The organism is Streptomyces sp. NBC_00996 (genome assembly GCF_045162675.1).
Taxonomy (GTDB): Bacteria; Actinomycetota; Actinomycetes; order Streptomycetales; family Streptomycetaceae; genus Streptomyces.
In genome coordinates, this window is the sequence record NZ_CP108723.1 from 7786396 (window position 1) to 7807486 (window position 21091).

Below are 21091 nucleotides of genomic sequence, written 5' to 3' on the forward strand. Positions count from 1 at the left end.
GCCGCACCGGTTATGACCTGGCCTTCCTGCTGAGTTCAAGTGTTGAACACAGACGCACAACTCCTGTGCCGAAAATTCACAGCGGGGGAGCTGTTGACTTCGAAACTTGAAGGCATAGTCTCTGCAACGTTGCTTTTACCTTCAGGTGATGGGCGGCGCGAACTTGTGCCCCCGGAACCACCCCTGGAGGGCTTGCCCCCACCCCCCGGCAGCGAGGCCGGTGGCCCGAGGAGTTTCACGTGACCAGCACTGCGCAGGCACCCCAATCAAGAGCCAGGACGGCTCACCCCGAACATCTCGGGCACGTCATCTTCATCGCGGCGGCGGCCGCGATGGGCGGCTTCCTCTTCGGCTACGACAGTGCCGTGATCAACGGCGCCGTCGAAGCCATCCGAAGCCGTTACGACATCGGCTCCGCGGCGCTGGCGCAGGTCATCGCCATCGCGCTGATCGGCTGCGCCATAGGCGCGGCGACCGCGGGTCGCATAGCCGACCGCATCGGCCGCATCCGCTGCATGCAGATATCCGCCGTCCTCTTCACGGTCAGCGCCGTCGGCTCGGCACTGCCCTTCGCGCTGTGGGACCTCGCCTTCTGGCGCATCATCGGCGGTTTCGCCATCGGTATGGCCTCCGTGATCGGCCCCGCCTACATCGCCGAGGTCGCCCCGGCCGCATACCGCGGACGCCTCGGATCCTTCCAGCAGGCCGCGATCGTCATCGGCATCGCCATCTCGCAGCTGGTCAACTGGGGCATCCTCAACGCCGCCGGCGGCGACCAGCGCGGCAAGCTCCTCGGCCTCGAGGCCTGGCAGGTCATGCTCGGCGTCATGGTCGTCCCGGCCGTCCTCTACGGTCTGCTCTCCTTCGCGATCCCCGAGTCGCCGCGCTTCCTGATCTCCGCCGGCAAGGACGAGCGCGCCCGTGAGGTGCTCAAGGAGGTCGAAGGCGACAAGGTCGACCTGAACGCCCGCGTCGCCGAGATCGAGCACGCCATGAAGAGCGAGCACAAGTCGACCTTCAAGGACCTGCTCGGCGGCAGCTTCTTCTTCAAGCCGATCGTCTGGGTCGGTATCGGCCTCTCGGTCTTCCAGCAGTTCGTCGGCATCAACGTCGCGTTCTACTACTCCTCGACACTGTGGCAGTCGGTCGGTGTCGACCCGACGGACTCGTTCTTCTACTCGTTCACGACGTCGATCATCAACATCATCGGCACCGTGATCGCCATGATCTTCGTCGACCGGATCGGCCGTAAGCCGCTCGCGCTCATCGGTTCCGTGGGCATGGTCATCGGTCTCGGCCTCGAGGCCTGGGCCTTCTCCTTCGACCTCGTCGACGGCAAGCTGCCGGCCGCCCAGGGCTGGACCGCCCTGGTCGCCGCACACATCTTCGTCCTCTTCTTCGCCCTCTCCTGGGGTGTCGTGGTCTGGGTCTTCCTCGGCGAGATGTTCCCGAACCGGATACGCGCCGCCGCGCTGGGCGTCGCCGCCTCCGCGCAGTGGATCGCCAACTGGGCCATCACCGCGAGCTTCCCGTCGCTGGCGGACTGGAACCTCTCCGCGACCTACGTGATCTACACGATCTTCGCCGCGCTCTCGATCCCCTTCGTGCTCAAGTACGTGAAGGAGACGAAGGGCAAGGCCCTGGAGGAGATGGGCTGAGCCTCCTGACAAAGGCTCCCCGAAACTCGGGGAGAAGGGCCAAGTCCCCGCTGCCCCTCTCCTCGTACTCGAAAAAGACGTACTGCCCCGGCTCAGCCCTCGATTCCTTCGAGGTCCTTGAGCCGGGGCAGTACGTTTTCGCAGAACAGATGCAGGCTGCGCCAGCCCTCGTCGATCGGCATCCCGCCGGACAGCGGATGCAGCACGAGGTTGTCCAGGCCCTGCTCCACGCACGCCCCGGGCGTGAGGATCCGGTAGACACCCTCGGCGCGCAGCTCGTCGACCGTGGTGGCTGCCGACTTCACCGCCGAGCGGATGTCGCCGGACTGCCAGGAGGCGTACGTCTGCGCCTCGTGCAGAAAGTGCCCGCCGTACTCGGCCCACGCCCGGTCCGGGTCCTCGGCGATGTGCAGCAGCGGGGTCTCGGCGGCGGGCATCATGGTCCAGCCCTCGGTGCCGTACTCGATGAGCCGCTCCTTGTAGTACGCCTCCAGCTCGGGAAGGTGCGCGCTGGGGAAGAACGGCAGCCCGAGCCGGGCGGCGCGCCGGGCCGCGGCCTTGGACGAACCGCCGACCAGCAGCAGGGGATGCGGATCCGAGAAGGGGCGTGGGGTGACCCGTACCGTACGGCCCCGGTATGCGAACTCCTCGCCGGTCCACGCCTTCAGCACCGTCTCCAGCAACTCGTCCTGCAGCGCGCCGCGCCGCTTCCAGTCGACGTCGAAGAGGGCGTACTCCTCGGGCCGGTAGCCGATCCCGGCCACCGTGACGAGCCGTCCGCCGCTGAGCAGATCGAGTACGGCGATGTCCTCGGCGAGGCGCAGCGGGTCGTGCAGCGGACCGATGACCGCGGAGACGGTGACCGCGATGTGCCGGGTCGCGCCGAAGACCGCGCCGGCGAACGCGAACGGCGAGGGCAGCCAGTTGTTGGCGACACCGTGGTGTTCCTCGGTCTGCACGGTGGTGATCCCGCGGTCGTCGGCGTACGCGGCCATCTCGACCGCCGCCTTGTAGCGGGCACTCAGCGACGCGGGCGTGGCGTCGGGGTCAACGAGGTTGAAGCGTACGACGGTTACGGGCATGGGGAGTCCCCCTTCGTGTGTGAAGGGGGACGGTAGCTGACGGTGCGTCAGACAGCCATAGCGGCGGGCTCTTCGGCAGGCTCGGTCCCGGGTGTGACCACTGCGGGCTTCGGCAGGGCGGCGTACAGGAGGAAGGAGACCACGATCGTCGCCACCCAGCCCAGGCCGTACTCGCCGATGGGGTTGTCGGAGGCCAGCGGGCCCGTGAACCAGTCGGACCTCGTGAACAGCAGTCCGCTGCCCAGACCCACCGCCCACGCGGCGACCGCGGCGGGACTGAAGCCGCCCCGGTACCAATAGGCGCTGGTCCGCGTGGTGTCGAGCAGGGCCTCGGCGTCGTACTCCTTGCGGCGCAGCATGTCCGCTCCGAACACGCCCACCCATGCGGAGAAGGCGACGGCGAGCAGCGACAGGAACGCGATGAACGAGCCCATGAAGCTCGTCGCGACCAGCATCAGGACGCCGCCGAGGACCAGCGAGATGACGGCGTTGACCGAGACCGCCCAGTGCCGCGGCACCTTGAAGCCGAGTGTCTGCGCGGTGAATCCCGCCGAGTACATGGACATCGTGTTGATCAGCAGCATGCCGACCAGGGCGATCAGAAGATACGGCACCGCGATCCACAGCGGCAGGATCGCGCCGAGGAAGGACACCGGGTCGGCTGCCGAGGCCAGATCCGGCGTGGAGACCGCCATGACGGCGCCCATCAGGACCATGGGCAGTACGACGATGCCGGCGCCGCCGATGGAGTTGCGCACGATCGCCGCGGAGGACGCCGTACGCGGCAGATAGCGCGTGAAGTCGGGGGAGGAGGGCACCCAGCTGATGCCGCCCGCGGCGATGAGGCCGACGCCCGTGATCATCAAAGACGTCTGGCCCGCAGCCTGTCCGAAGACCTTGCTCCAGTCCGTGTCCACGATCAGATAGCCGAGGACGAGCACTGAGAAGCCGCCGAAGAGGTACGTCGCCCACTTGTTGCACTTCTGGACGGCCTTGATGCCGAGTCCCGAGATCGCGAACGTCGTGATGACGAAGAGCAGCAGCGTCACGATGATCAGGAACGTGTTGCTCTTGATGCCCAAGAGGATGTCGAGGACGGTGAGCAGCGTGTAGGCGCCGGTCACCGCGTTGATCGTCTCCCAGCCCCAGCGGGCGATCCAGATCAGGGAGCCGGGGAGGAGATTCCCGCGCTGGCCGAAGACCGCGCGGGACAGGGCCATGCCGGGAGCGCCGCCGCGCTTGCCCGCGATGCCGATCAGTCCGACCAGGCCGTACGACACGATCGGCGCCGCGATTCCGACGACCAGGGCCTGCCAGAAGTTGAGTCCGTACGTGACGGCCAGGGTCGCGCCCATGGTCAGCAGCAGGACGCTGATGTTGGCGGCGACCCAGGTGGGGAACAGGTCGCGGGTTCTCGCGGTGCGTTCGAAGTGGGGGACCGGCTCTATGCCGCGGGTTTCGAGGGTTTCGCGGGCGGGAGTCTCGAGGGCGCCATCGGAGGGCTCGGTGGTGCTCATGGCGAATCATCATACTTTGGTCAGGGTGCTGCCTTTTTGTGACTTATGTTCTTTGGAGGAAGCCACGGAATCTCGCCCGGGAACGGGAATCCGCCTCCCGCGGGAGGGATGGCCGATACTGGGGGACGTTATGGAAACCGTCATCCTTGCTGTAGTCATCGCCTTGGTCGTGATCGGCGCGCTCGGCGGGCTCGTCATCGGCAGTCGCAAGCGGAAGCAGCTGCCCCCGCCGCCCCCCGCCGCCCCCGACATCACCGCCCCTCCGGCCGAGCCGCACGTCGGCGACGAGGCCGAGACGCCGCGCGAAGAACCGCGCCGCACGATCGAGGAGGTGGATCTTCCCGAGGGCTCGGCGGCCACGTCCGTCGCCGTCGAGGAGCCCCCACCCGTCGTCGAAGTTCCCGAGATCGAGATCCCGGAGCCGACCGCCGGGCGTCTCGTGCGCCTGCGCGCCCGCCTGTCCCGCTCGCAGAACGCGCTCGGCAAGGGGCTGCTCACGCTGCTCTCCCGCGAGCATCTCGACGATGACACCTGGGAGGAGATCGAGGACACGCTGCTCACCGCCGATGTCGGCGTGCAGCCCACCCAGGAGCTGGTCGAGCGGCTGCGCGAGCGCGTCAAGGTGCTCGGCACGCGTACCCCCCAGGAGCTGCGCAGCCTGCTGCGCGAGGAGCTCCTCAACCTGATCGGCACCGAGTTCGACCGCACCGTCAAAACCGAGCCCGAGGCCAGCAAGCCCGGCATCGTGATGGTCGTCGGCGTCAACGGCACCGGCAAGACCACCACCACCGGCAAGCTCGCCCGTGTCCTGGTGGCCGACGGCCGCACCGTCGTCCTGGGTGCCGCCGACACCTTCCGTGCCGCCGCTACCGAGCAGCTGCAGACCTGGGGTGACCGGGTCGGCGCCTACACCGTGCGCGGGCCCGAGGGCGGCGATCCCGCTTCCGTCGCCTTCGACGCGGTCAAGGAAGGCAAGGAGATGGGCTACGACGTCGTGCTCATCGACACCGCGGGCCGGCTCCACACCAAGACAGGCCTCATGGACGAGCTCGGCAAGGTCAAGCGCGTCGTCGAGAAGCACGCGCCGCTGGACGAGATTCTGCTGGTGCTCGACGCCACGACCGGGCAGAACGGCCTCGTGCAGGCCCGCGTCTTCGCCGAGGTCGTCGACATCACCGGCATCGTGCTGACCAAACTGGACGGCACCGCCAAGGGCGGCATCGTCGTCGCGGTGCAGCGCGAGCTGGGTGTGCCGGTCAAGCTGGTGGGTCTGGGCGAGGGTGCGGACGACTTGGCGCCGTTCGAGCCGGAGGCGTTCGTGGACGCGCTCATTGGTGAGTAGTCCCGGCTTACGCGAAGAAGAAGGGCCCCGCCGCATGGTGCAGATGAGGCGGGGCCCTTCGCTGTTGTCGCCGGCAGGAGTCGGGCGCGCGACCTGTGGGCCGGGAGCTACACGCGCGACCGATGCGCCACGTACGCCAATGTGCCGAGCAGCAGCCGTGCCTGCGGTGGCTTCGTCGCCGAGTCCAGGGCGGGGGAGCGCAGCCACTGGACCGGGCCGAGGCCGCCTCGGTCGGAGGGCGGGGCCGTGACATGCGTACCGGGGCCCAGACCGTGCAGGTCGAGGGACGCGTCGTCCCAGCCCATCCGGTAGAGCAGCTCGGGGAGCTCGGCCGCCGCGCCGGGGGCGACGAAGAAGTGGGCGCGGCCGTCCGGCGTGGCCGTGACCGGTCCGAGGGGGAGCCCCATGCGTTCGAGGCGGACGAGCGAGCGGCGCCCGGCGGCTTCGGCGACCTCGATCACGTCGAAGGCGCCGCCGACCGGCAGCATCACCGCGGCCCCCGGGAATTCGGCCCAGGCCTCGGTCGCCTCGTCGAGTGTGGCGCCGGCCGGGATGGTCGGCGCGAAGTCCAGCGGGTGCGCGCCCGGTGCGGGGCAGCCGGTCTTGCCGCACGAGCATGCCCCGGCGGCGGCCCGGGAGCCCGGGACCACGTCCCAGCCCCACAGCCCGGTGAACTCGGCCACGGCGGTGCACTCCGACGAGCGGCCTCGGCGCCGCGAGCCGGGCCGGATTTCGCGCATCCCCCGACTACTGCCGATCGTGAAGCCCATGCCCCCTCCAACGGGTCCGACGCACCGGTGGTTACGTTAGGGAAGCTGAACGTAACCCTCTGTTCCCGACTTCCCCGTGCCGCGCGGTCCAGGCGGCGCTTTGTGGTGCCCCGGGTGGTGCGCTTGGCTGCGTGCGCCCCGACGCACACCGCTCCGCCCACTCCCGGCCGTCATGTGTCAAGTGAATCGCGCGCAGGCCGCGCGGAGTTCATTCGAAGGGGTGGCGAATGGTGGCGTTTGCGGGATCGCCATGGCTGGACGGGTGATCGTAGGATTACTTTGAGTGCACGAGTCCTGGGGACGTATGCACTCGTGGGTATGCCAAGGGCAAGTCGGCCTCCCGTTCGAAGGGTGAGAACTGCCGGACGCGCGGCCGTATTTACCGGCATTCTGATAGGGCTTGGGCGCACGTAGCGTGCAAGTGGTCTCAGGGATGGGGGCGTTCCAGTGGGCGGCAACGGCGGAAGCGGGACGAACGCTGACAAGCGCCCCAATGAGCTGCTCGGCTCGTGGTTCGTGCGCAGCGGCTGGTCCAAGGGCGAGCTCGCACGTCAAGTGAACCGCAGGGCTCGCCAGTTGGGGGCCAATCACATCTCCACGGACACCTCGCGGGTACGCCGCTGGCTCGACGGGGAGAACCCGCGGGAGCCGATCCCGCGGATCCTGTCCGAGCTGTTCTCCGAGCGGTTCGGCTGTGTCGTCGCCGTCGAGGACCTCGGTCTGCGCGCCGCGCACCAGTCACCGTCCGTGTCCGGCGTCGACCTGCCGTGGACGGGCCCGCAGACCGTGGCGCTGATCAGCGAGTACTCGCGCAGCGACCTGATGCTGGCGCGCCGCGGCTTCCTCGGCAGCTCGCTGGCCCTCTCCGCCGGCCCGGCGCTCATCGAGCCCATGCAGCGCTGGCTCGTGCCCGCGCCCACACCGCCGTACGAGGAGCCCGAGCCCCCGGCCTCGACCCGCCGTGGCGGCCGGCTCTCCAAGCCCGAGCTGGACCTGCTGGAGTCCACCACCGTCATGTTCCGGCAGTGGGACGCCCAGTGCGGTGGCGGCCTGCGCCGCAAGGCGGTCGTCGGCCAGCTGCACGAGGTGACCGACCTGCTGCAGGAGCCCCAGCCCGCCGCGACCAACAAACGCCTGTTCAAGGTGGCCGCGGAGCTGGCCGAGCTGGCGGGCTGGATGAGTTACGACGTGGGACTCCAGCCCACCGCGCAGAAGTACTTCGTGCTCGCCCTGCACGCCGCCAAGGAAGCGGGCGACAAGCCGCTCGGCTCGTACATCCTTTCCAGTATGAGCCGTCAGATGATCCACCTCGGCCGCCCCGACGACGCCCTCGAACTCATCCATCTCGCGCAGTACGGAAGCCGTGACTGCGCGAGCCCGCGCACCCAGTCGATGCTGTATGCGATGGAGGCCCGCGCCTACGCCAACATGGGCCAGCCCGGAAAGTGCAAGCGGGCCGTCCGGATGGCCGAGGACACCTTCGCCGACGTCCATGAGTGGGACGACCCGGACCCCGACTGGATCCGTTTCTTCTCGAAGGCCGAGCTGTACGGCGAGAACTCGCACTCCTACCGTGATCTCGCCTATGTCGCCGGGCGCAGCCCCACGTACGCGTCCATGGCCGAGCCCCTGATGCAGCAGGCCGTCGACCGCTTCGGCAAGGACCAGGAGCACCAGCGTTCGTACGCCCTCAACCTCATCGGCATGGCCACCGTGCACCTCCTGCAGCGCGAGCCCGCGCAGAGCGCGGTGCTGGCCAAGGAGGCGATGACGGTCGCCAAGAAGGTGCGCTCCGAGCGGGTCAACACTCGTATCCGAAAGACGGTCGACACGGCGGCCCGCGACTTCGGGGACCTCGGCGAGGTCATCGATCTCACCGACCAGCTCGCCATCGACCTGCCCGAGACGGCCGAGGCGGTCTGACCGGGCGGCCTGAGCGGCCCCGGCCCAGTACTCCGGCCACGGCCGGCTGTCCCGAACTGCCCGACTCGGCTCCCCCATGCCAGGTCATCGGACGGCCGACCGTGGCCGGTTTCCTGCCTTCGAAGAAGGTTGCGCCACGATAACGATCGCTCGGGCCGGTATCAGGCAGTTCATGGACGCGTAACACACAGGACCTCTTCGTCACTGGCGCGAAACATCGAGGGGCTTCGACGGAAACGGCGCTGCGCCAATCTCATGGCGCATAACCGGCCCACCCCTCACGCCCACTCAGGCTTCGCCCGCACGGGGCCGTACCAACGACGAGGAGACGCCGATGGCACCAGCCATCACCCTTGCCGCAGAAGCACCCAAGCTGTCTGCCGCCAACACAGGGTTCATGCTCATCTGTTCCGCCCTGGTGCTGATCATGACGCCCGGCCTGGCCTTCTTCTACGGAGGCATGGTCCGCGTCAAGAGCACCTTGAACATGCTGATGATGAGCTTCATCAGCATAGGGATCATCACGATCCTGTGGGTGCTGTACGGCTTCTCGCTCGCCTTCGGTACCGACCACGGCTCCTTCATCGGCTGGAACTCGGACTGGGTCGGCCTCAGCAACGTCGGCCTGACGGAGCTGTGGGACGGCTACACCATCCCGATCTTCGTCTTCATGGTCTTCCAGATGATGTTCGCGATCATCACGCCCGCTCTGATAAGCGGCGCGCTCGCGGACCGCGTCAAGTTCACGGCGTGGGCGCTGTTCGTCGCGCTGTGGGGCACGGTCGTCTACTTCCCCGTCGCCCACTGGGTCTGGGGTGCCGGTGGCTGGGCCTTCGACCTGGGCGTGATCGACTTCGCCGGTGGTACGGCGGTCCACATCAACGCGGGTGCCGCGGCGCTCGGCGTGATCCTGGTCATCGGCAAGCGCGTGGGCTTCAAGAAGGACCCGATGCGTCCGCACAGCCTCCCGCTGGTCATGCTCGGCGCCGGTCTGCTGTGGTTCGGCTGGTTCGGATTCAACGCCGGTTCGTGGCTCGGCAACGATGACGGCGTCGGCGCGCTGATGTTCGTCAACACGCAGATCGCCACCGCCGCCGCCATGCTGGCCTGGCTCATCTACGAGAAGATCCGGCACGGCGCGTTCACCACGCTGGGTGCGGCCTCGGGTGCCGTCGCCGGTCTGGTCGCCATCACTCCGTCCGGTGGTGCGGTCTCCCCGGTAGGGGCGATCGCCGTCGGCGTCATCGCCGGTGTGCTGTGCGCCATGGCCGTCGGCCTGAAGTACAGGTTCGGCTACGACGACTCCCTCGACGTCGTCGGCGTCCACCTGGTCGGCGGTGTCGTCGGCTCCCTGCTGATCGGCCTCTTCGCCAGCGGCAAGGGTCAGTCCACCGTGGAGGGTCTCTTCTACGGCGGCGGCATGACACAGTTCTGGAAGCAGTGCGCCGGTGTCTTCGCCATCCTCGCCTACTCCCTCATCGCCTCCGCGATCCTCGCCTTCCTCATCGACAAGACGATGGGCATGCGGGTCACCGAGGATGAGGAGATCGCGGGCATCGACCAGGCCGAGCACGCCGAGACCGCATACGACTTCAGCGGAGCGGGTGGCGGCGTCGTCGGAGCCGCCGTTTCCGCCCTTGCGGGTACGGAGACCAAGAAGGTGGACGCATGAAGCTCATCACCGCCGTCGTGAAGCCCCACCGGCTCGACGAGATCAAGGAGGCCCTGCAGGCCTTCGGGGTGCACGGTCTGACGGTCACCGAGGCCAGCGGCTACGGTCGGCAGAGGGGCCACACCGAGGTCTACCGTGGCGCCGAGTACACGGTCGACCTGGTCCCCAAGATCCGCATCGAGGTGCTGGCCGAGGACGACGACGCCGAACAGCTCATCGACGTCGTTGTGAAGGCGGCCCGCACCGGCAAGATCGGTGACGGCAAGGTCTGGTCCATCCCGGTCGAGACAGCCGTCCGGGTCCGGACCGGCGAGCGCGGCCCGGACGCGCTCTAACCGGACCCGCTCGAAGAGGCAGAAAGACAGGAGTCGCTGGGTGACGAGTACGGACATGCGTACGGAAGCAGAGGACTCGGGACCCAGCGGCTACGCGGCGGCCCGGCTGCGCCTCCTCCAGGAGGGGGCGCGGTCCGGGCCGCCGCGCCGTGCCGCACTCGCGGAACTCACCGACGACTGGCTGACCGGCTTGTTCACCGCAGGCTCCGAAGGACTGCGCGGGGCGTCGCTGGTCGCCGTCGGCGGCTACGGACGCGGCGAACTCTCTCCCCGCAGCGACCTCGATCTGCTGCTCCTGCACGACGGCAGCGACTCCGGCGCGGTCGCCGCCCTCGCCGACCGCATCTGGTACCCCGTCTGGGACCTGGGCCTCGCCCTGGACCACTCCGTCCGTACGCCCGCCGAGGCCCGCAAGACCGCGGGCGACGACCTCAAGGTGCAGCTGGGGCTGCTGGACGCCCGGCATCTCGCGGGCGATCTCGCCCTCACCGCCGGATTGCGTACGGCGGTGCTCGCCGACTGGCGCAATCAGGCGCCGAAACGTCTCCCCGAACTCCAGGAGCTGTGCGCCGAACGCGCCGAGCGGCAAGGAGAGCTGCAGTACCTCCTCGAACCGGACCTGAAGGAAGCGCGCGGCGGGCTGCGCGACGCCACCGCCCTGCGCGCCGTCGCCGCCTCCTGGCTCGCGGACGCGCCCCGCGAGGGCCTCTCCGACGCCCGGCGCAGGCTCCTCGACGTACGCGACGCGTTGCACCTCACCACCGGACGAGCCACCGACCGCCTCTCGCTCCAGGAGCAGGACCAGGTCGCCGCGGAACTGGGGCTGCTGGACGCCGACACCCTGCTGCGTCAGGTGTACGAGGCCGCGCGCGTCGTCTCGTACGCCAGTGACGTCACTTGGCGCGAGGTGGGGCGCGTGCTGCGTTCGCGCGCCGTTCGTCCGCGGCTGCGCGCCATGCTGGGCGGCGGCGCCAAGCCCGCCGCGGAGCGCTCCCCGCTCGCCGAGGGTGTGGTCGAGATGGACGGCGAGGTGGTGCTCGCACGCACGGCACGCCCCGAACGCGATCCCGTACTCCCGCTCCGCGCCGCGGCCGCGGCGGCCCAGGCGGGGCTCCCCCTGTCCCTGCACGCCGTACGGCGCATGGCCGCAGCGGCGCGCCCGCTGCCCACGCCCTGGCCCGCCGAGGCCCGCGAACAGCTCGTCACGCTCCTCGGCTCGGGCCGCCCGACCGTCGAGGTCTGGGAGGCGCTGGAGGCGGAGGGCCTGATCACCCGCCTCCTGCCCGACTGGGAGCGGGTCCGCTGCCGGCCGCAGCGCAACGCCGTGCACATCTGGACCGTCGACCGCCACCTCATCGAGACGGCCGTCCGCGCCTCCGAGCTCACCCGCCGCGTGGGCCGCCCCGACCTCCTGCTCGTGGCCTCCCTGCTGCACGACATCGGCAAGGGCTGGCCCGGCGACCACTCCGTGGCCGGCGAGATCATCGCGCGGGACGTCGCCTCCCGGATCGGCTTCGACCGCGCGGACGTGGCGGTGCTCGCCGCCCTCGTACGCCACCATCTGCTGCTCGTCGACACCGCGACCCGGCGCGACCTGGAGGACCCGGCCACGGTCCGCTCGGTCGCCGAGGCGGTGGGCTCGCAGGGCACCCTGGAACTGCTGCACGCCCTGACCGAGGCGGACGCCCTGGCCACCGGCCCCGCCGCCTGGTCCTCGTGGCGCGGCTCCCTCGTCGCCGACCTGGTCAAGCGGGTCTCGGCCGTACTCGCCGGGGACGCTCCCGAGGAGCCCGAAGACGCGGCGCCCACGGCCGAGCAGGAGCGGCTCGCGATCGAGGCGTTCCGGACGCGCGGGCCCGTACTGGCGCTGCGCGCGCAGACCGAGCCGCCGGCCGAGGAGACCGCCGGCGACCCGGAGCCGCTGGGCGTGGAGCTCCTCATCGCCGTGCCCGACCAGCCAGGTGTGCTTCCCGCGGTCGCGGGAGTCCTCGCCATGCACCGGCTGACCGTTCGCACCGCCGAGCTGCGCGCCCTGGATCTGCCCGACGGCGTGGAGGGCTCGGTGCTGCTGCTCAACTGGCGGGTCGCCGCCGAGTACGGCTCCCTGCCGCAGGCCGCCCGCTTGCGCGCCGATCTCGTACGGGCCCTGGACGGATCCCTCGCCATCACGGCCCGGCTCGCCGAACGGGACGCCGCCTACCCCCGCCGCCGGGGGACGGTCGCGCCGCCGCCCCGTGTGACGGTCGCCTCGGCGGCCTCCCGCCACGCCACGGTCATCGAGGTCCGCGCCCACGACGCCCCCGGCCTGCTGCACCGCATCGGGCGGGCCCTGGAGGACGCGAACGTCCGGGTGCGGAGCATGCACGTCTCCACGCTCGGCGCGAACGCCGTCGACGCCTTCTACGTGACCGGCACGAAGGGCGCGCCGCTGCCGGGAGAGGAGGCGGCCTCGGTGGCCCGCGCCCTGGAGGAGACGCTGCGGGGCTGAGCGCCCCGGGCAAGCGCGGGTGCGTTTCCCCGGACCTGCTCGGAGCGCCCGCCCCGTACGGGATCGGGGGGTGCCCCCGGTCTCGTACGAACGCGGTGGAGACCGCACCGCACGCGGCCAGATACCCTGGAGGGCGATTCCCTTCGCCCCCGACCCCTGAGGACCGACGAGCGCCGTGTTCGATACTCTCTCCGATCGCCTCTCAGCGACGTTCAAGAACCTGCGGGGCAAGGGCCGGCTGTCCGAAGCTGACATCGACGCCACCGCACGCGAGATCCGTATCGCGCTCCTCGAGGCCGACGTGGCCCTGCCCGTCGTGCGGACCTTCATCAAGAACGTCAAGGAGCGCGCGCTCGGTGCCGAGGTCTCCAAGGCGCTGAACCCGGCCCAGCAGGTTCTCAAGATCGTGAACGAGGAACTCGTCACGATCCTCGGCGGCGAGACCCGCCGTCTCCGGTTCGCCAAGAACCCGCCCACCGTGATCATGCTCGCGGGTCTGCAGGGTGCCGGTAAGACCACCCTCGCCGGAAAGCTCGGCAAGTGGCTCAAGGACCAGGGCCACTCCCCGCTGCTGGTCGCCGCCGACCTCCAGCGCCCGAACGCCGTGAACCAGCTCAGCGTCGTCGCCGAGCGCGCCGGCGTCGCGGTCTACGCGCCCGAGCCGGGCAACGGCGTCGGTGACCCGGTCAAGGTCGCCAAGGACTCCATGGAGTTCGCGAAGACCAAGGTCCACGACATCGTGATCGTGGACACCGCCGGTCGCCTCGGCATCGACCGGGACATGATGCAGCAGGCCGCGGACATCCGCGACGCCACCTCTCCGGACGAGATCCTCTTCGTCGTCGACGCGATGATCGGCCAGGACGCGGTCAACACCGCCGAGGCCTTCCGTGACGGCGTCGGCTTCGACGGCGTCGTCCTGTCGAAGCTCGACGGCGACGCCCGAGGCGGCGCGGCCCTCTCCATCGCGTCGGTCACCGGCAAGCCGATCATGTTCGCGTCGAACGGCGAGAAACTCGACGACTTCGACGCCTTCCACCCGGACCGGATGGCCTCCCGCATCCTCGACATGGGTGACCTGCTCACCCTGATCGAGCAGGCGGAGAAGACGTTCAGCCAAGAAGAGGCCGAGAAGATGGCCTCCAAGCTGGCGTCCAAGAAGGGCCAGGACTTCACCCTGGACGACTTCCTGGCCCAGATGGAGCAGGTCCGGAAGATGGGCAGCATCAGCAAGCTGCTCGGCATGCTCCCCGGCATGGGCCAGATCAAGGACCAGATCAACAACCTCGACGAGCGCGACGTCGATCGCACGGCCGCGATCATCAAGTCGATGACCCCGGCCGAGCGCCAGGAGCCGACGATCATCAACGGCTCGCGCCGCGCCCGTATCGCCAAGGGCTCCGGCGTCGAGGTCAGCGCGGTCAAGGGCCTGGTCGAGCGCTTCTTCGAGGCCCGCAAGATGATGTCCCGGATGGCTCAGGGCGGCGGCATGCCCGGGATGCCCGGGATGCCGGGCATGGGTGGCGGCCCCGGCCGTACCAAGAAGAAGGCGAAGCAGGCCAAGGGCAAGCAGCGCTCCGGCAACCCGATGAAGCGCAAGCAGCAGGAGCTGGAGGAGGCGCAGCGCCGCGAGGCGGGCGCCCAGGGTGGCAACGCGTTCGGTCTGCCGCAGCAGGGCGGCCAGGACTTCGAGCTGCCGGACGAGTTCAAGAAGTTCATGGGCTGACGGTTCTGTCCGTACGGGCGATTGCGCCGGTATGTCACTGGGGGCGCCCCTCGTTCGAGGGGCGCCCCCAATGTGTTGTTGTGCGGGTGCTGGCGTGCATTTCGTGTCGTAACGTCCCAATATGAGCAACTCCGTGCCGCCGCGCAAGGCTCCAGACCAGCCGTGGCGTACCGAGGGCACGCCGCCGGAGCCGACCGGGCCGCCCTCCGGGAGAAGGAGGATGCCCGGGGGCTGGATCGGCCTGGTCATTGCCGCCCTGGTCGTGTTCGTCATTGCCATCCTGGTGCTGTCCTTCTTCAATGAGGGCAACGAGCCGACGATCTCGTACACGGAGTTCAGCAAGCAGGTCGACAACGGCAACATCACCAAGATCTACTCCAAGGGCGACGCGATCCAGGGCCAGCTCAAGAACGCCCAGGACAACCCGGAGGGCGGCGGGAAGTACACCAAGTTCAAGACCCAGCGCCCGTCCTTCGCGGGCGACAAGCTCTGGCAGAACCTGGAGAAACACCAGGTCACGGTGACCGCCTCGCCGGTGGTCCAGCAGCGCAGCTTCCTCTCCAACCTGCTGCTCTCCCTGGCCCCGATCGTGCTCCTGGTAGTGCTGTGGATCTTCTTCGCCCGACGATTTCGGGCGGGCCTGGGCGGCGCGGGCGGCATGCTCGGCCGCAAGACACCCCCGAAGCCGGTCGAACTGCAGCCCGGCGCCCCGCGTACGACCTTCGCCGACGTGGCCGGTATCGACGAGGTCGAGGGCGAACTGAACGACGTCGTGGACTTCCTCAAGAACCCGGACGCCTACCGCAGGATGGGCGCGAAGATGCCGCGCGGCGTGCTGCTCTCCGGTCCGCCGGGCACGGGCAAGACACTGCTCGCACGGGCGGTGGCGGGGGAGGCGGGAGTTCCCTTCTTCTCGGCCTCCGCCTCCGAGTTCATCGAGATGATCGTCGGCGTCGGCGCGTCCCGTGTCCGTGAACTGTTCGCCGAGGCCCGCAAGGTCGCCCCCTCCATCATCTTCATCGACGAGATCGACACGATCGGCCGGGCGCGGGCGGGCGGCTCCGGCATGGGCGGCCACGACGAGCGCGAGCAGACGCTGAACCAGATCCTGACCGAGATGGACGGCTTCTCGGGCTCCGAGGGCGTCATCGTCATCGCCGCGACGAACCGCGCGGACATCCTCGACCCGGCGCTCACCCGTCCCGGCCGCTTCGACCGCATCGTCAACGTCTCGCCCCCCGACCGCGGCGGCCGCGAGGCGATCCTGGCGATCCACACCCGCGACATTCCGCTGTCGCCCGATGTGGACCTCTCCCAGGTGGCCGGTACGACCCCGGGCATGACCGGAGCGGACCTCGCGAATCTCGCCAACGAGGCGGCCCTGTTGGCGGTCAAGCGCAAGCAGGAGCAGGTCACGCAGACGGATCTCTCCGAGGCGCTGGAAAAGGTGCAGCTGGGCGCGGAACGCGCGCTGGTCATGCCGGAGGCGGAGCGTCGCCGCACGGCCTACCACGAGAGCGGCCACGCCCTCCTCGGCATGCTGCAGCCGGGCGCGGACCCGGTCCGCAAGGTCACGATCGTCCCGCGCGGCCGGGCCCTGGGCGTAACGCTGTCGACCCCGGAAGCGGACAGGTACTCGTACACGGAGGAGTACCTCCGCGGCCGCATCATCGGCGCCCTGGGCGGCATGGCCGCCGAACACGTCGTCTACGGAGTCATCACGACGGGCTCGGAGAACGACCTCGAACAGGTCACCAACATCGTCCGCGGCATGGTCGCCCGCTGGGGCATGAGCGAACGGGTCGGCCGCCTCTCCGCCCTCCCGAACGATGCCCAGCAGGCCTACGGCCTCGCCGCCGCCCCGGCGACCCTCGACTCCATCGACCACGAGATGCGCCGCATCGTCGACGAGTGCTACGAGGAGGCCTGCGACAAACTCCGCGACCATCGTGACCAACTCGACGCCCTCGCGGAGGCGCTCCTGGCGAACGAGACGCTGGAGGAGGCGGAGGCGTACCGCATCGCGGGCGTCAAGAGGCTGGGGTAGGGGAGTTTCGCCCCTCCGCCCTGAAGGGGCGCGGGGAACTGCGCGACCGGCCCCCACCCACCCGCAGCCGAAGAACAGCCGAGCGGGGTCCGGGGCGCAGCCCCGGGTACGGGACGGGTAGGGGCGGAGGGGGCGAAGAACGCCTGCGCCCTCAGCCCGTACGAGCGATCAGGTACCGGAACACGTTGGGCATCCACACCGTCCCGTCCCGCCGCTGGTGCGGATGAAGTGCCTCGGTCAGCTCCTTGTCCACCTGCACCTGATCCGTGGCCTCGACCGCCGCGTCGAACAGCCCCGTCGACAACAGCCCCCGCATCGCACTGTCCACATCGGCATACCCGAACGGACAGGCGACCCGCCCGGATCCGTCCGGCCGCAGCCCGGCCCGTTGAGCGACCTCCTCCAGGTCGTCCCGACAGGCGGCCCGCCAACTCCCCGCCCCTCGAAGGGGATCGGCCAACTTGGTGGCGACCCGCAGCACCGCGGAGGTGGTGCACCGCTCCGGCGGCCCCCACCCGGCCAGCACCACAGGAGCCCCCCGCTCGGCGAGCGGCGTGGCCGAGCCGAGCAGCGAGCCCAGCATTTCGGAGTCCCCGGCCACACACCCGATCGGCTCCAACGCGGTCACCAGGTTGTACGCCGGCGCTCCCGCGACGGCCACGTCCGCGGGGGAGCCCTCCACGAGTCGGGCGTCCGCACGCGCGCGCGTGCCCCATGCCTCCGGCAGCAACCGCTCCCGCGCAAGGGCCAGCCGCTCGGGCGACGAGGAGTCGACGCCGGTGACGGCGGCACCCCGAGCGCCTGCCATCAGAAGGGCGAGCCCCGACCCGCAGCCGAGGCCGAGCAGCCGCGTCCCGCCGCCCACTTCGAGTCGCTCGTAGACGGCCTCGTAGAGCGGTACCAGCATCCGCTCCTGGATCTCAGCCCAGTCACGCGCGCGTGCAGACTGATTCACCCGGGGTACCGCCCCCGCGTGAGGTAGCTGCTGCCGCACGAGCGTAGGTGTCATCGAAAGCGCCCCAATCCGCCGAGAGTTGCCGCTGTGCCCCGTTTCCCTGGCCCCCGTGCAGTGCGCCGCACTCCCCCCGTATGTCAGGAAACTCCGCGCTCGACGTGGCGTCCAGGGGTTGCGGCGCCCGGCTTGCGCGCTCCCCGTGCGCGCCGCGAGAATTCACATTCCGGCAATGTGCCCCCGTACCATCGCCGCATGGCAAAGGCACCCGTTCTCACGCCCCAGGCGGATGACTTCCCGCGCTGGTACCAGGACCTGATCAACAAGGCCGAGTTGGCCGACAACGGGCCGGTGCGCGGCACCATGGTCATCCGACCGTACGGGTACGGGCTCTGGGAGCGGATGCAGCAGGAGATGGACGCCCGCATCAAGGAGGCGGGCGCGCAGAACGCGTACTTCCCCCTCTTCATCCCGCAGTCGTACCTGACGAAGGAGGCCGAGCACGTCGAGGGCTTCGCCCCCGAGCTCGCGGTCGTCACGCACGGCGGCGGCAAGGAGTTGGAGGAGCCGGTCGTCGTCCGGCCCACCTCCGAGACGATCATCAACGACTACTTCTCCAAGTGGGTGCAGAGCTACCGCGACCTGCCGCTGCTGATCAACCAGTGGGCGAACGTGGTCCGTTGGGAGATGCGCCCGCGCGTGTTCCTCCGGACGACGGAATTCCTCTGGCAGGAGGGCCACACCGCCCACGCCACGTACGAGGACGCCCGGGACTACGCCGCGTACATCCACGAGAAGGTCTACGCGGACTTCATGGTGAACGTCCTCGGGATCGACGTGGTACTCGGGCGCAAGACACCCAGCGAGCGCTTCGCGGGTGCCATCAACACCCTCACGCTCGAAGCCATGATGGGCGACGGCAAGGCCCTCCAGATGGGCACCAGCCACGAGCTCGGGCAGAACTTCGCCAAGGCCTTCAACACCCAGTACCTGTCCAAGGACGGCAAGCAGGAGTTCGTCTGGCAGACCTCCTGGGGGTCGTCGACCCGCATGGTGGGTGGCCTGATCATGTCGCACGGCGATGACAATGGGTTGCGGGTGCCACCGCGGCTCGCCCCCGTACAGGCGGTCGTCCTCGCGATCAAGGGCGACGATGCGGTTCTGGCCAAGGTCCGCGAAATCGGCGATCAACTGAAGGCGGCGGGTGTACGCGTCCAGGTGGACGACCGTACGGACACCCCGTTCGGGCGCCGCGCCGTCGACTGGGAGCTCAAGGGCGTACCCGTACGCATCGAGGTCGGCCCCCGTGACCTGGAGAACGGCACCGCGATGCTGGCCCGCCGCATCCCTGGGGGTACCTCCCAGGCGTTTAGCTCTGTGGGAGGCAAGGAGCCGGTGGCGATCGGCGCGCTCGTAGGCCTGCTCCCCACGGTGCTCGAGGAGGACCAGGCACTGCTGCTGAAGCAGTCGCGCGAGCGCCGCGAGTCCCGTACCTCGCAGGTGTCGACGATCGAGGAGGCCGCCGAGGTGGCCACCGCCGGCGGCTGGGCGCGCATTCCCTGGGCCGACCTCGGCGAAGAGGGCGAGGCCAAGCTGGCCGAGCACTCCGTGACCGTACGGTGTCTGGTCGCCGAGGACGGGTCGGTGCCGGAGGCCGACGACGCACCGGGTAACGTCGCCGTCGTCGCGCGCGCTTATTGAGTAGGCCCCGAGGGCGACCGAAACGCCTCTTGCGCATCCGCTGACCTCAGGTGCCCCGGCGCGCGGACACCGTCTACGCGCCGGGGCGTACGTATGCCTACGTACCCCCTTGGTATGAGCTGTGAGACTTCTCCGCAGATCAGCGCACCCGCCCTCGTCAGGACGCATCAGCGGCAACTGACGGGTACGTGCAAATTATTTGGGATGCCCCGGAATAGGAACACAGAGGCACCCCGGCTCGTTGTCATTACGTGAGCACGACACCACCTGTTCTCGCCGCAGAGCTGGCAGGGGCGTGGGCCGACATTCAGCGGCACCACCCCGAACTGCCCGATCTTGCCGCGCCAGAGTCCCTGATCGGAGAGTCGTCGTCCGCCTGCGGGCACGAACTCTCCTTCGAGCGACTGCTTCACGAGGCAGTCCACGGCATCGCCGCCGCCCGAGGAGTCCGCGACACCTCTCGCGCCGGCCGGTATCACAACCGCAGATTCCTCGCGATCGCGGAAGAGTTGGGCCTCGACCATCCCGAGGAGCCGCATCCCAGCAGTGGCTTCTCCCTGGTCACGCTCAACCCCGAGGCGAAGCGCCGCTACCGCCCGACGATCGAGCGCCTGCAGCGCGCGCTCAAGGCCCACACGGTCGCGACCGCCGCCGACACCGCCCGCTCGTTCCGCGGCCCGGCCGCCCGCCACGGCTCCTCCGGAGGAGGCGTCCGCGTCAAGGCGGTGTGCGACTGCGGCCGCAATGTACGGGTCGTCCCGTCGGTACTGGCCCAGGCGCCGATCGTGTGCGGCGGATGCGGAAAGCCGTTCCGGATCCCGGAGGCCGTGGGCGCGGCGGCCTCGTAGCCCGCGGGCAGGCGTGCCGCCAGGGGCGGCACCCGTCCCGAAGAGAGACGGCACCCTGGGAGCGCCGGGTTGCGCAGTCGTCGGCAGCGGTCGGTAGCGGCATCTCGTGGATGCCGTCAGCCGCGGCCGACGTCGGACTCACCCCGGCGCCGAGTGCCGCTGAGCCGTGCTCTGGACGAGGGCTGCCCGGTGAAGGTGCCCCTTCAGGATGTGGCACAATGGCTAGCTGTACTCGACAGCCGCACAGGACCCCTCTCTCCTCCGGCTGACGCGTCCATCGGGCACTCGGGTACCGCAACCCCACGCGGCCATCTCGCCGTGCCCAACCACGTCAAGACCAGGAGACACCACTTCCGTGGCAGTCAAGATCAAGCTGAAGCGTCTGGGCAAGATCCGTTCGCCTCACTACCGCATCGTCGTCGCCGACTCCCGTACCCGCCGTGATGGTCGGGCCATCGAGGAGATCGGTCTGTACCACCCGGTGCAGAACCCCTCGCGCATCGAGGTCGACTCGGACCGTGCGCAGTACTGGCTGGGTGTCGGCGCGCAGCCGACCGAGCCCGTTCTCGCCATCCTGAAGCTGACCGGCGACTGGCAGAAGTTCAAGGGCCTGCCCGCCCCGGCTCCGCTGCTCGTGGCCGAGCCGAAGGCCGTGCGCCCGTCGTTCGACGCCCTTGGTGGCGACGACGAGGGCAAGGGTGAGGCCATCACCCAGAAGAAGAAGGCTGAGAAGAAGGACGAGGCTTCGGCCGAGTCCGAGTCGACCGAGGCCTGAGCATGCTCGAGGAGGCTCTCGAGCACCTCGTGAAGGGCATCGTCGACAACCCCGACGATGTGCAGGTCGCCTCGCGCAACCTGCGCCGCGGACGCGTTCTCGAGGTGCGGGTGCACCCCGACGACCTCGGAAAGGTGATCGGCCGCAACGGCCGCACCGCGCGCGCTCTGCGCACCGTCGTGGGCGCCATCGGCGGCCGCGGTGTCCGCGTCGACCTCGTCGACGTGGATCACGTCCGCTGACGTAACAGGCAGC

The 21091-nt window shown here is 69.5% G+C and carries 16 protein-coding genes; 12 read left to right on the top strand and 4 right to left on the bottom strand.

The window, feature by feature from the left end; genetic code table 11:
• Nucleotides 1-239: 239 nt before the first annotated feature.
• Nucleotides 240-1658 carry a sugar porter family MFS transporter gene (locus tag OG390_RS36495; protein ID WP_406173841.1) on the top strand — a complete coding sequence of 473 codons (1419 nt, stop codon included), beginning with the start codon at nucleotides 240-242 and terminating at the stop codon, nucleotides 1656-1658.
• 92 nt (nucleotides 1659-1750) lie between these two features.
• Here the strand turns inward: OG390_RS36495 and OG390_RS36500 are convergent, their stop codons facing one another.
• Nucleotides 1751-2740 carry an LLM class flavin-dependent oxidoreductase gene (locus OG390_RS36500; RefSeq protein WP_406173843.1) on the bottom strand — a complete coding sequence of 330 codons (990 nt, stop codon included), beginning with the start codon at nucleotides 2738-2740 and terminating at the stop codon, nucleotides 1751-1753.
• A 47-nt stretch (nucleotides 2741-2787) separates the two neighbouring features.
• Nucleotides 2788-4257: a cytosine permease gene (locus tag OG390_RS36505; RefSeq protein WP_406173844.1), complete on the bottom strand. Its 1470-nt coding sequence runs from the start codon at nucleotides 4255-4257 to the stop codon at nucleotides 2788-2790.
• A gap of 130 nt (nucleotides 4258-4387) precedes the next feature.
• Here OG390_RS36505 and ftsY point away from each other — a divergent pair, with 130 nt between their 5' ends.
• Complete coding sequence (gene ftsY / locus OG390_RS36510; protein WP_406173846.1) at nucleotides 4388-5599, top strand: signal recognition particle-docking protein FtsY; 1212 nt, start codon at nucleotides 4388-4390, stop codon at nucleotides 5597-5599.
• Nucleotides 5600-5706: 107 nt separating this feature from the next.
• Here the strand turns inward: ftsY and OG390_RS36515 are convergent, their stop codons facing one another.
• On the bottom strand, nucleotides 5707-6369 hold the full coding sequence (locus tag OG390_RS36515) for a bifunctional DNA primase/polymerase (protein ID WP_406173848.1): 663 nt from the start codon (nucleotides 6367-6369) through the stop codon (nucleotides 5707-5709).
• A gap of 447 nt (nucleotides 6370-6816) precedes the next feature.
• Between OG390_RS36515 and OG390_RS36520 the strand changes: the two genes are divergently transcribed.
• From OG390_RS36520 to ftsH, 6 genes are all read left to right on the top strand, one after another.
• The gene (locus tag OG390_RS36520; RefSeq protein ID WP_406173850.1) at nucleotides 6817-8292 is read left to right on the top strand and encodes a hypothetical protein; all 1476 of its coding nucleotides are present in this window, start codon (nucleotides 6817-6819) and stop codon (nucleotides 8290-8292) included.
• Nucleotides 8293-8626: 334 nt separating this feature from the next.
• Complete coding sequence (locus OG390_RS36525; RefSeq protein WP_406173852.1) at nucleotides 8627-9964, top strand: ammonium transporter; 1338 nt, start codon at nucleotides 8627-8629, stop codon at nucleotides 9962-9964.
• On the top strand, nucleotides 9961-10299 hold the full coding sequence (locus OG390_RS36530) for a P-II family nitrogen regulator (protein WP_054235369.1): 339 nt from the start codon (nucleotides 9961-9963) through the stop codon (nucleotides 10297-10299). Before OG390_RS36525 ends, OG390_RS36530 begins: the two co-directional genes overlap by 4 nt.
• A gap of 40 nt (nucleotides 10300-10339) precedes the next feature.
• Entirely contained in the window at nucleotides 10340-12787 is a 2448-nt protein-coding gene (locus OG390_RS36535) for a [protein-PII] uridylyltransferase (protein ID WP_406173854.1), read from the top strand.
• Nucleotides 12788-12962: 175 nt separating this feature from the next.
• Nucleotides 12963-14513: a signal recognition particle protein gene (gene ffh / locus OG390_RS36540; RefSeq protein WP_406173856.1), complete on the top strand. Its 1551-nt coding sequence runs from the start codon at nucleotides 12963-12965 to the stop codon at nucleotides 14511-14513.
• A gap of 121 nt (nucleotides 14514-14634) precedes the next feature.
• Nucleotides 14635-16560 (top strand): ATP-dependent zinc metalloprotease FtsH, encoded by a 1926-nt coding sequence (gene ftsH / locus OG390_RS36545; RefSeq protein ID WP_406173858.1) that lies wholly within the window; start codon nucleotides 14635-14637, stop codon nucleotides 16558-16560.
• Between the two features lie 151 nt (nucleotides 16561-16711).
• Here ftsH and OG390_RS36550 read toward each other — a convergent pair whose 3' ends face one another.
• Nucleotides 16712-17569: an SAM-dependent methyltransferase gene (locus OG390_RS36550; protein ID WP_406173860.1), complete on the bottom strand. Its 858-nt coding sequence runs from the start codon at nucleotides 17567-17569 to the stop codon at nucleotides 16712-16714.
• A gap of 198 nt (nucleotides 17570-17767) precedes the next feature.
• Between OG390_RS36550 and proS the strand changes: the two genes are divergently transcribed.
• The 4 genes from proS (at nucleotide 17768) to OG390_RS36570 (ending at nucleotide 21078) form a co-directional block, all read left to right on the top strand.
• Nucleotides 17768-19213 carry a proline--tRNA ligase gene (proS, locus tag OG390_RS36555; RefSeq protein ID WP_406173861.1) on the top strand — a complete coding sequence of 482 codons (1446 nt, stop codon included), beginning with the start codon at nucleotides 17768-17770 and terminating at the stop codon, nucleotides 19211-19213.
• 251 nt (nucleotides 19214-19464) lie between these two features.
• Complete coding sequence (locus OG390_RS36560) at nucleotides 19465-20061, top strand: hypothetical protein (RefSeq protein ID WP_406173863.1); 597 nt, start codon at nucleotides 19465-19467, stop codon at nucleotides 20059-20061.
• A 355-nt stretch (nucleotides 20062-20416) separates the two neighbouring features.
• Nucleotides 20417-20836, top strand: coding sequence for a 30S ribosomal protein S16 (rpsP, locus tag OG390_RS36565; RefSeq protein WP_399081056.1), 420 nt, complete (start codon nucleotides 20417-20419; stop codon nucleotides 20834-20836).
• A 2-nt stretch (nucleotides 20837-20838) separates the two neighbouring features.
• Nucleotides 20839-21078: an RNA-binding protein gene (locus OG390_RS36570; RefSeq protein ID WP_003973401.1), complete on the top strand. Its 240-nt coding sequence runs from the start codon at nucleotides 20839-20841 to the stop codon at nucleotides 21076-21078.
• The last annotated feature ends 13 nt before the right edge of the window (nucleotides 21079-21091 follow it).

Excerpts from the sequence above, each read along its gene's own strand:
- OG390_RS36570 (WP_003973401.1), top strand. The coding sequence starts at position 20,839 with ATGCTCGAGGAGGCTCTCGAGCACCTCGTGAAGGGCATCGTCGACAAC.
- OG390_RS36515 (WP_406173848.1), bottom strand. The coding sequence starts at position 6,369 with ATGGGCTTCACGATCGGCAGTAGTCGGGGGATGCGCGAAATCCGGCCC.
- OG390_RS36550 (WP_406173860.1), bottom strand. The coding sequence starts at position 17,569 with ATGACACCTACGCTCGTGCGGCAGCAGCTACCTCACGCGGGGGCGGTA.
- ftsH (WP_406173858.1), top strand. The coding sequence starts at position 14,635 with ATGAGCAACTCCGTGCCGCCGCGCAAGGCTCCAGACCAGCCGTGGCGT.
- ftsY (WP_406173846.1), top strand. The coding sequence starts at position 4,388 with ATGGAAACCGTCATCCTTGCTGTAGTCATCGCCTTGGTCGTGATCGGC.
- OG390_RS36525 (WP_406173852.1), top strand. The coding sequence starts at position 8,627 with ATGGCACCAGCCATCACCCTTGCCGCAGAAGCACCCAAGCTGTCTGCC.
- OG390_RS36500 (WP_406173843.1), bottom strand. The coding sequence starts at position 2,740 with ATGCCCGTAACCGTCGTACGCTTCAACCTCGTTGACCCCGACGCCACG.
- proS (WP_406173861.1), top strand. The coding sequence starts at position 17,768 with ATGGCAAAGGCACCCGTTCTCACGCCCCAGGCGGATGACTTCCCGCGC.
- OG390_RS36505 (WP_406173844.1), bottom strand. The coding sequence starts at position 4,257 with ATGAGCACCACCGAGCCCTCCGATGGCGCCCTCGAGACTCCCGCCCGC.
- OG390_RS36530 (WP_054235369.1), top strand. The coding sequence starts at position 9,961 with ATGAAGCTCATCACCGCCGTCGTGAAGCCCCACCGGCTCGACGAGATC.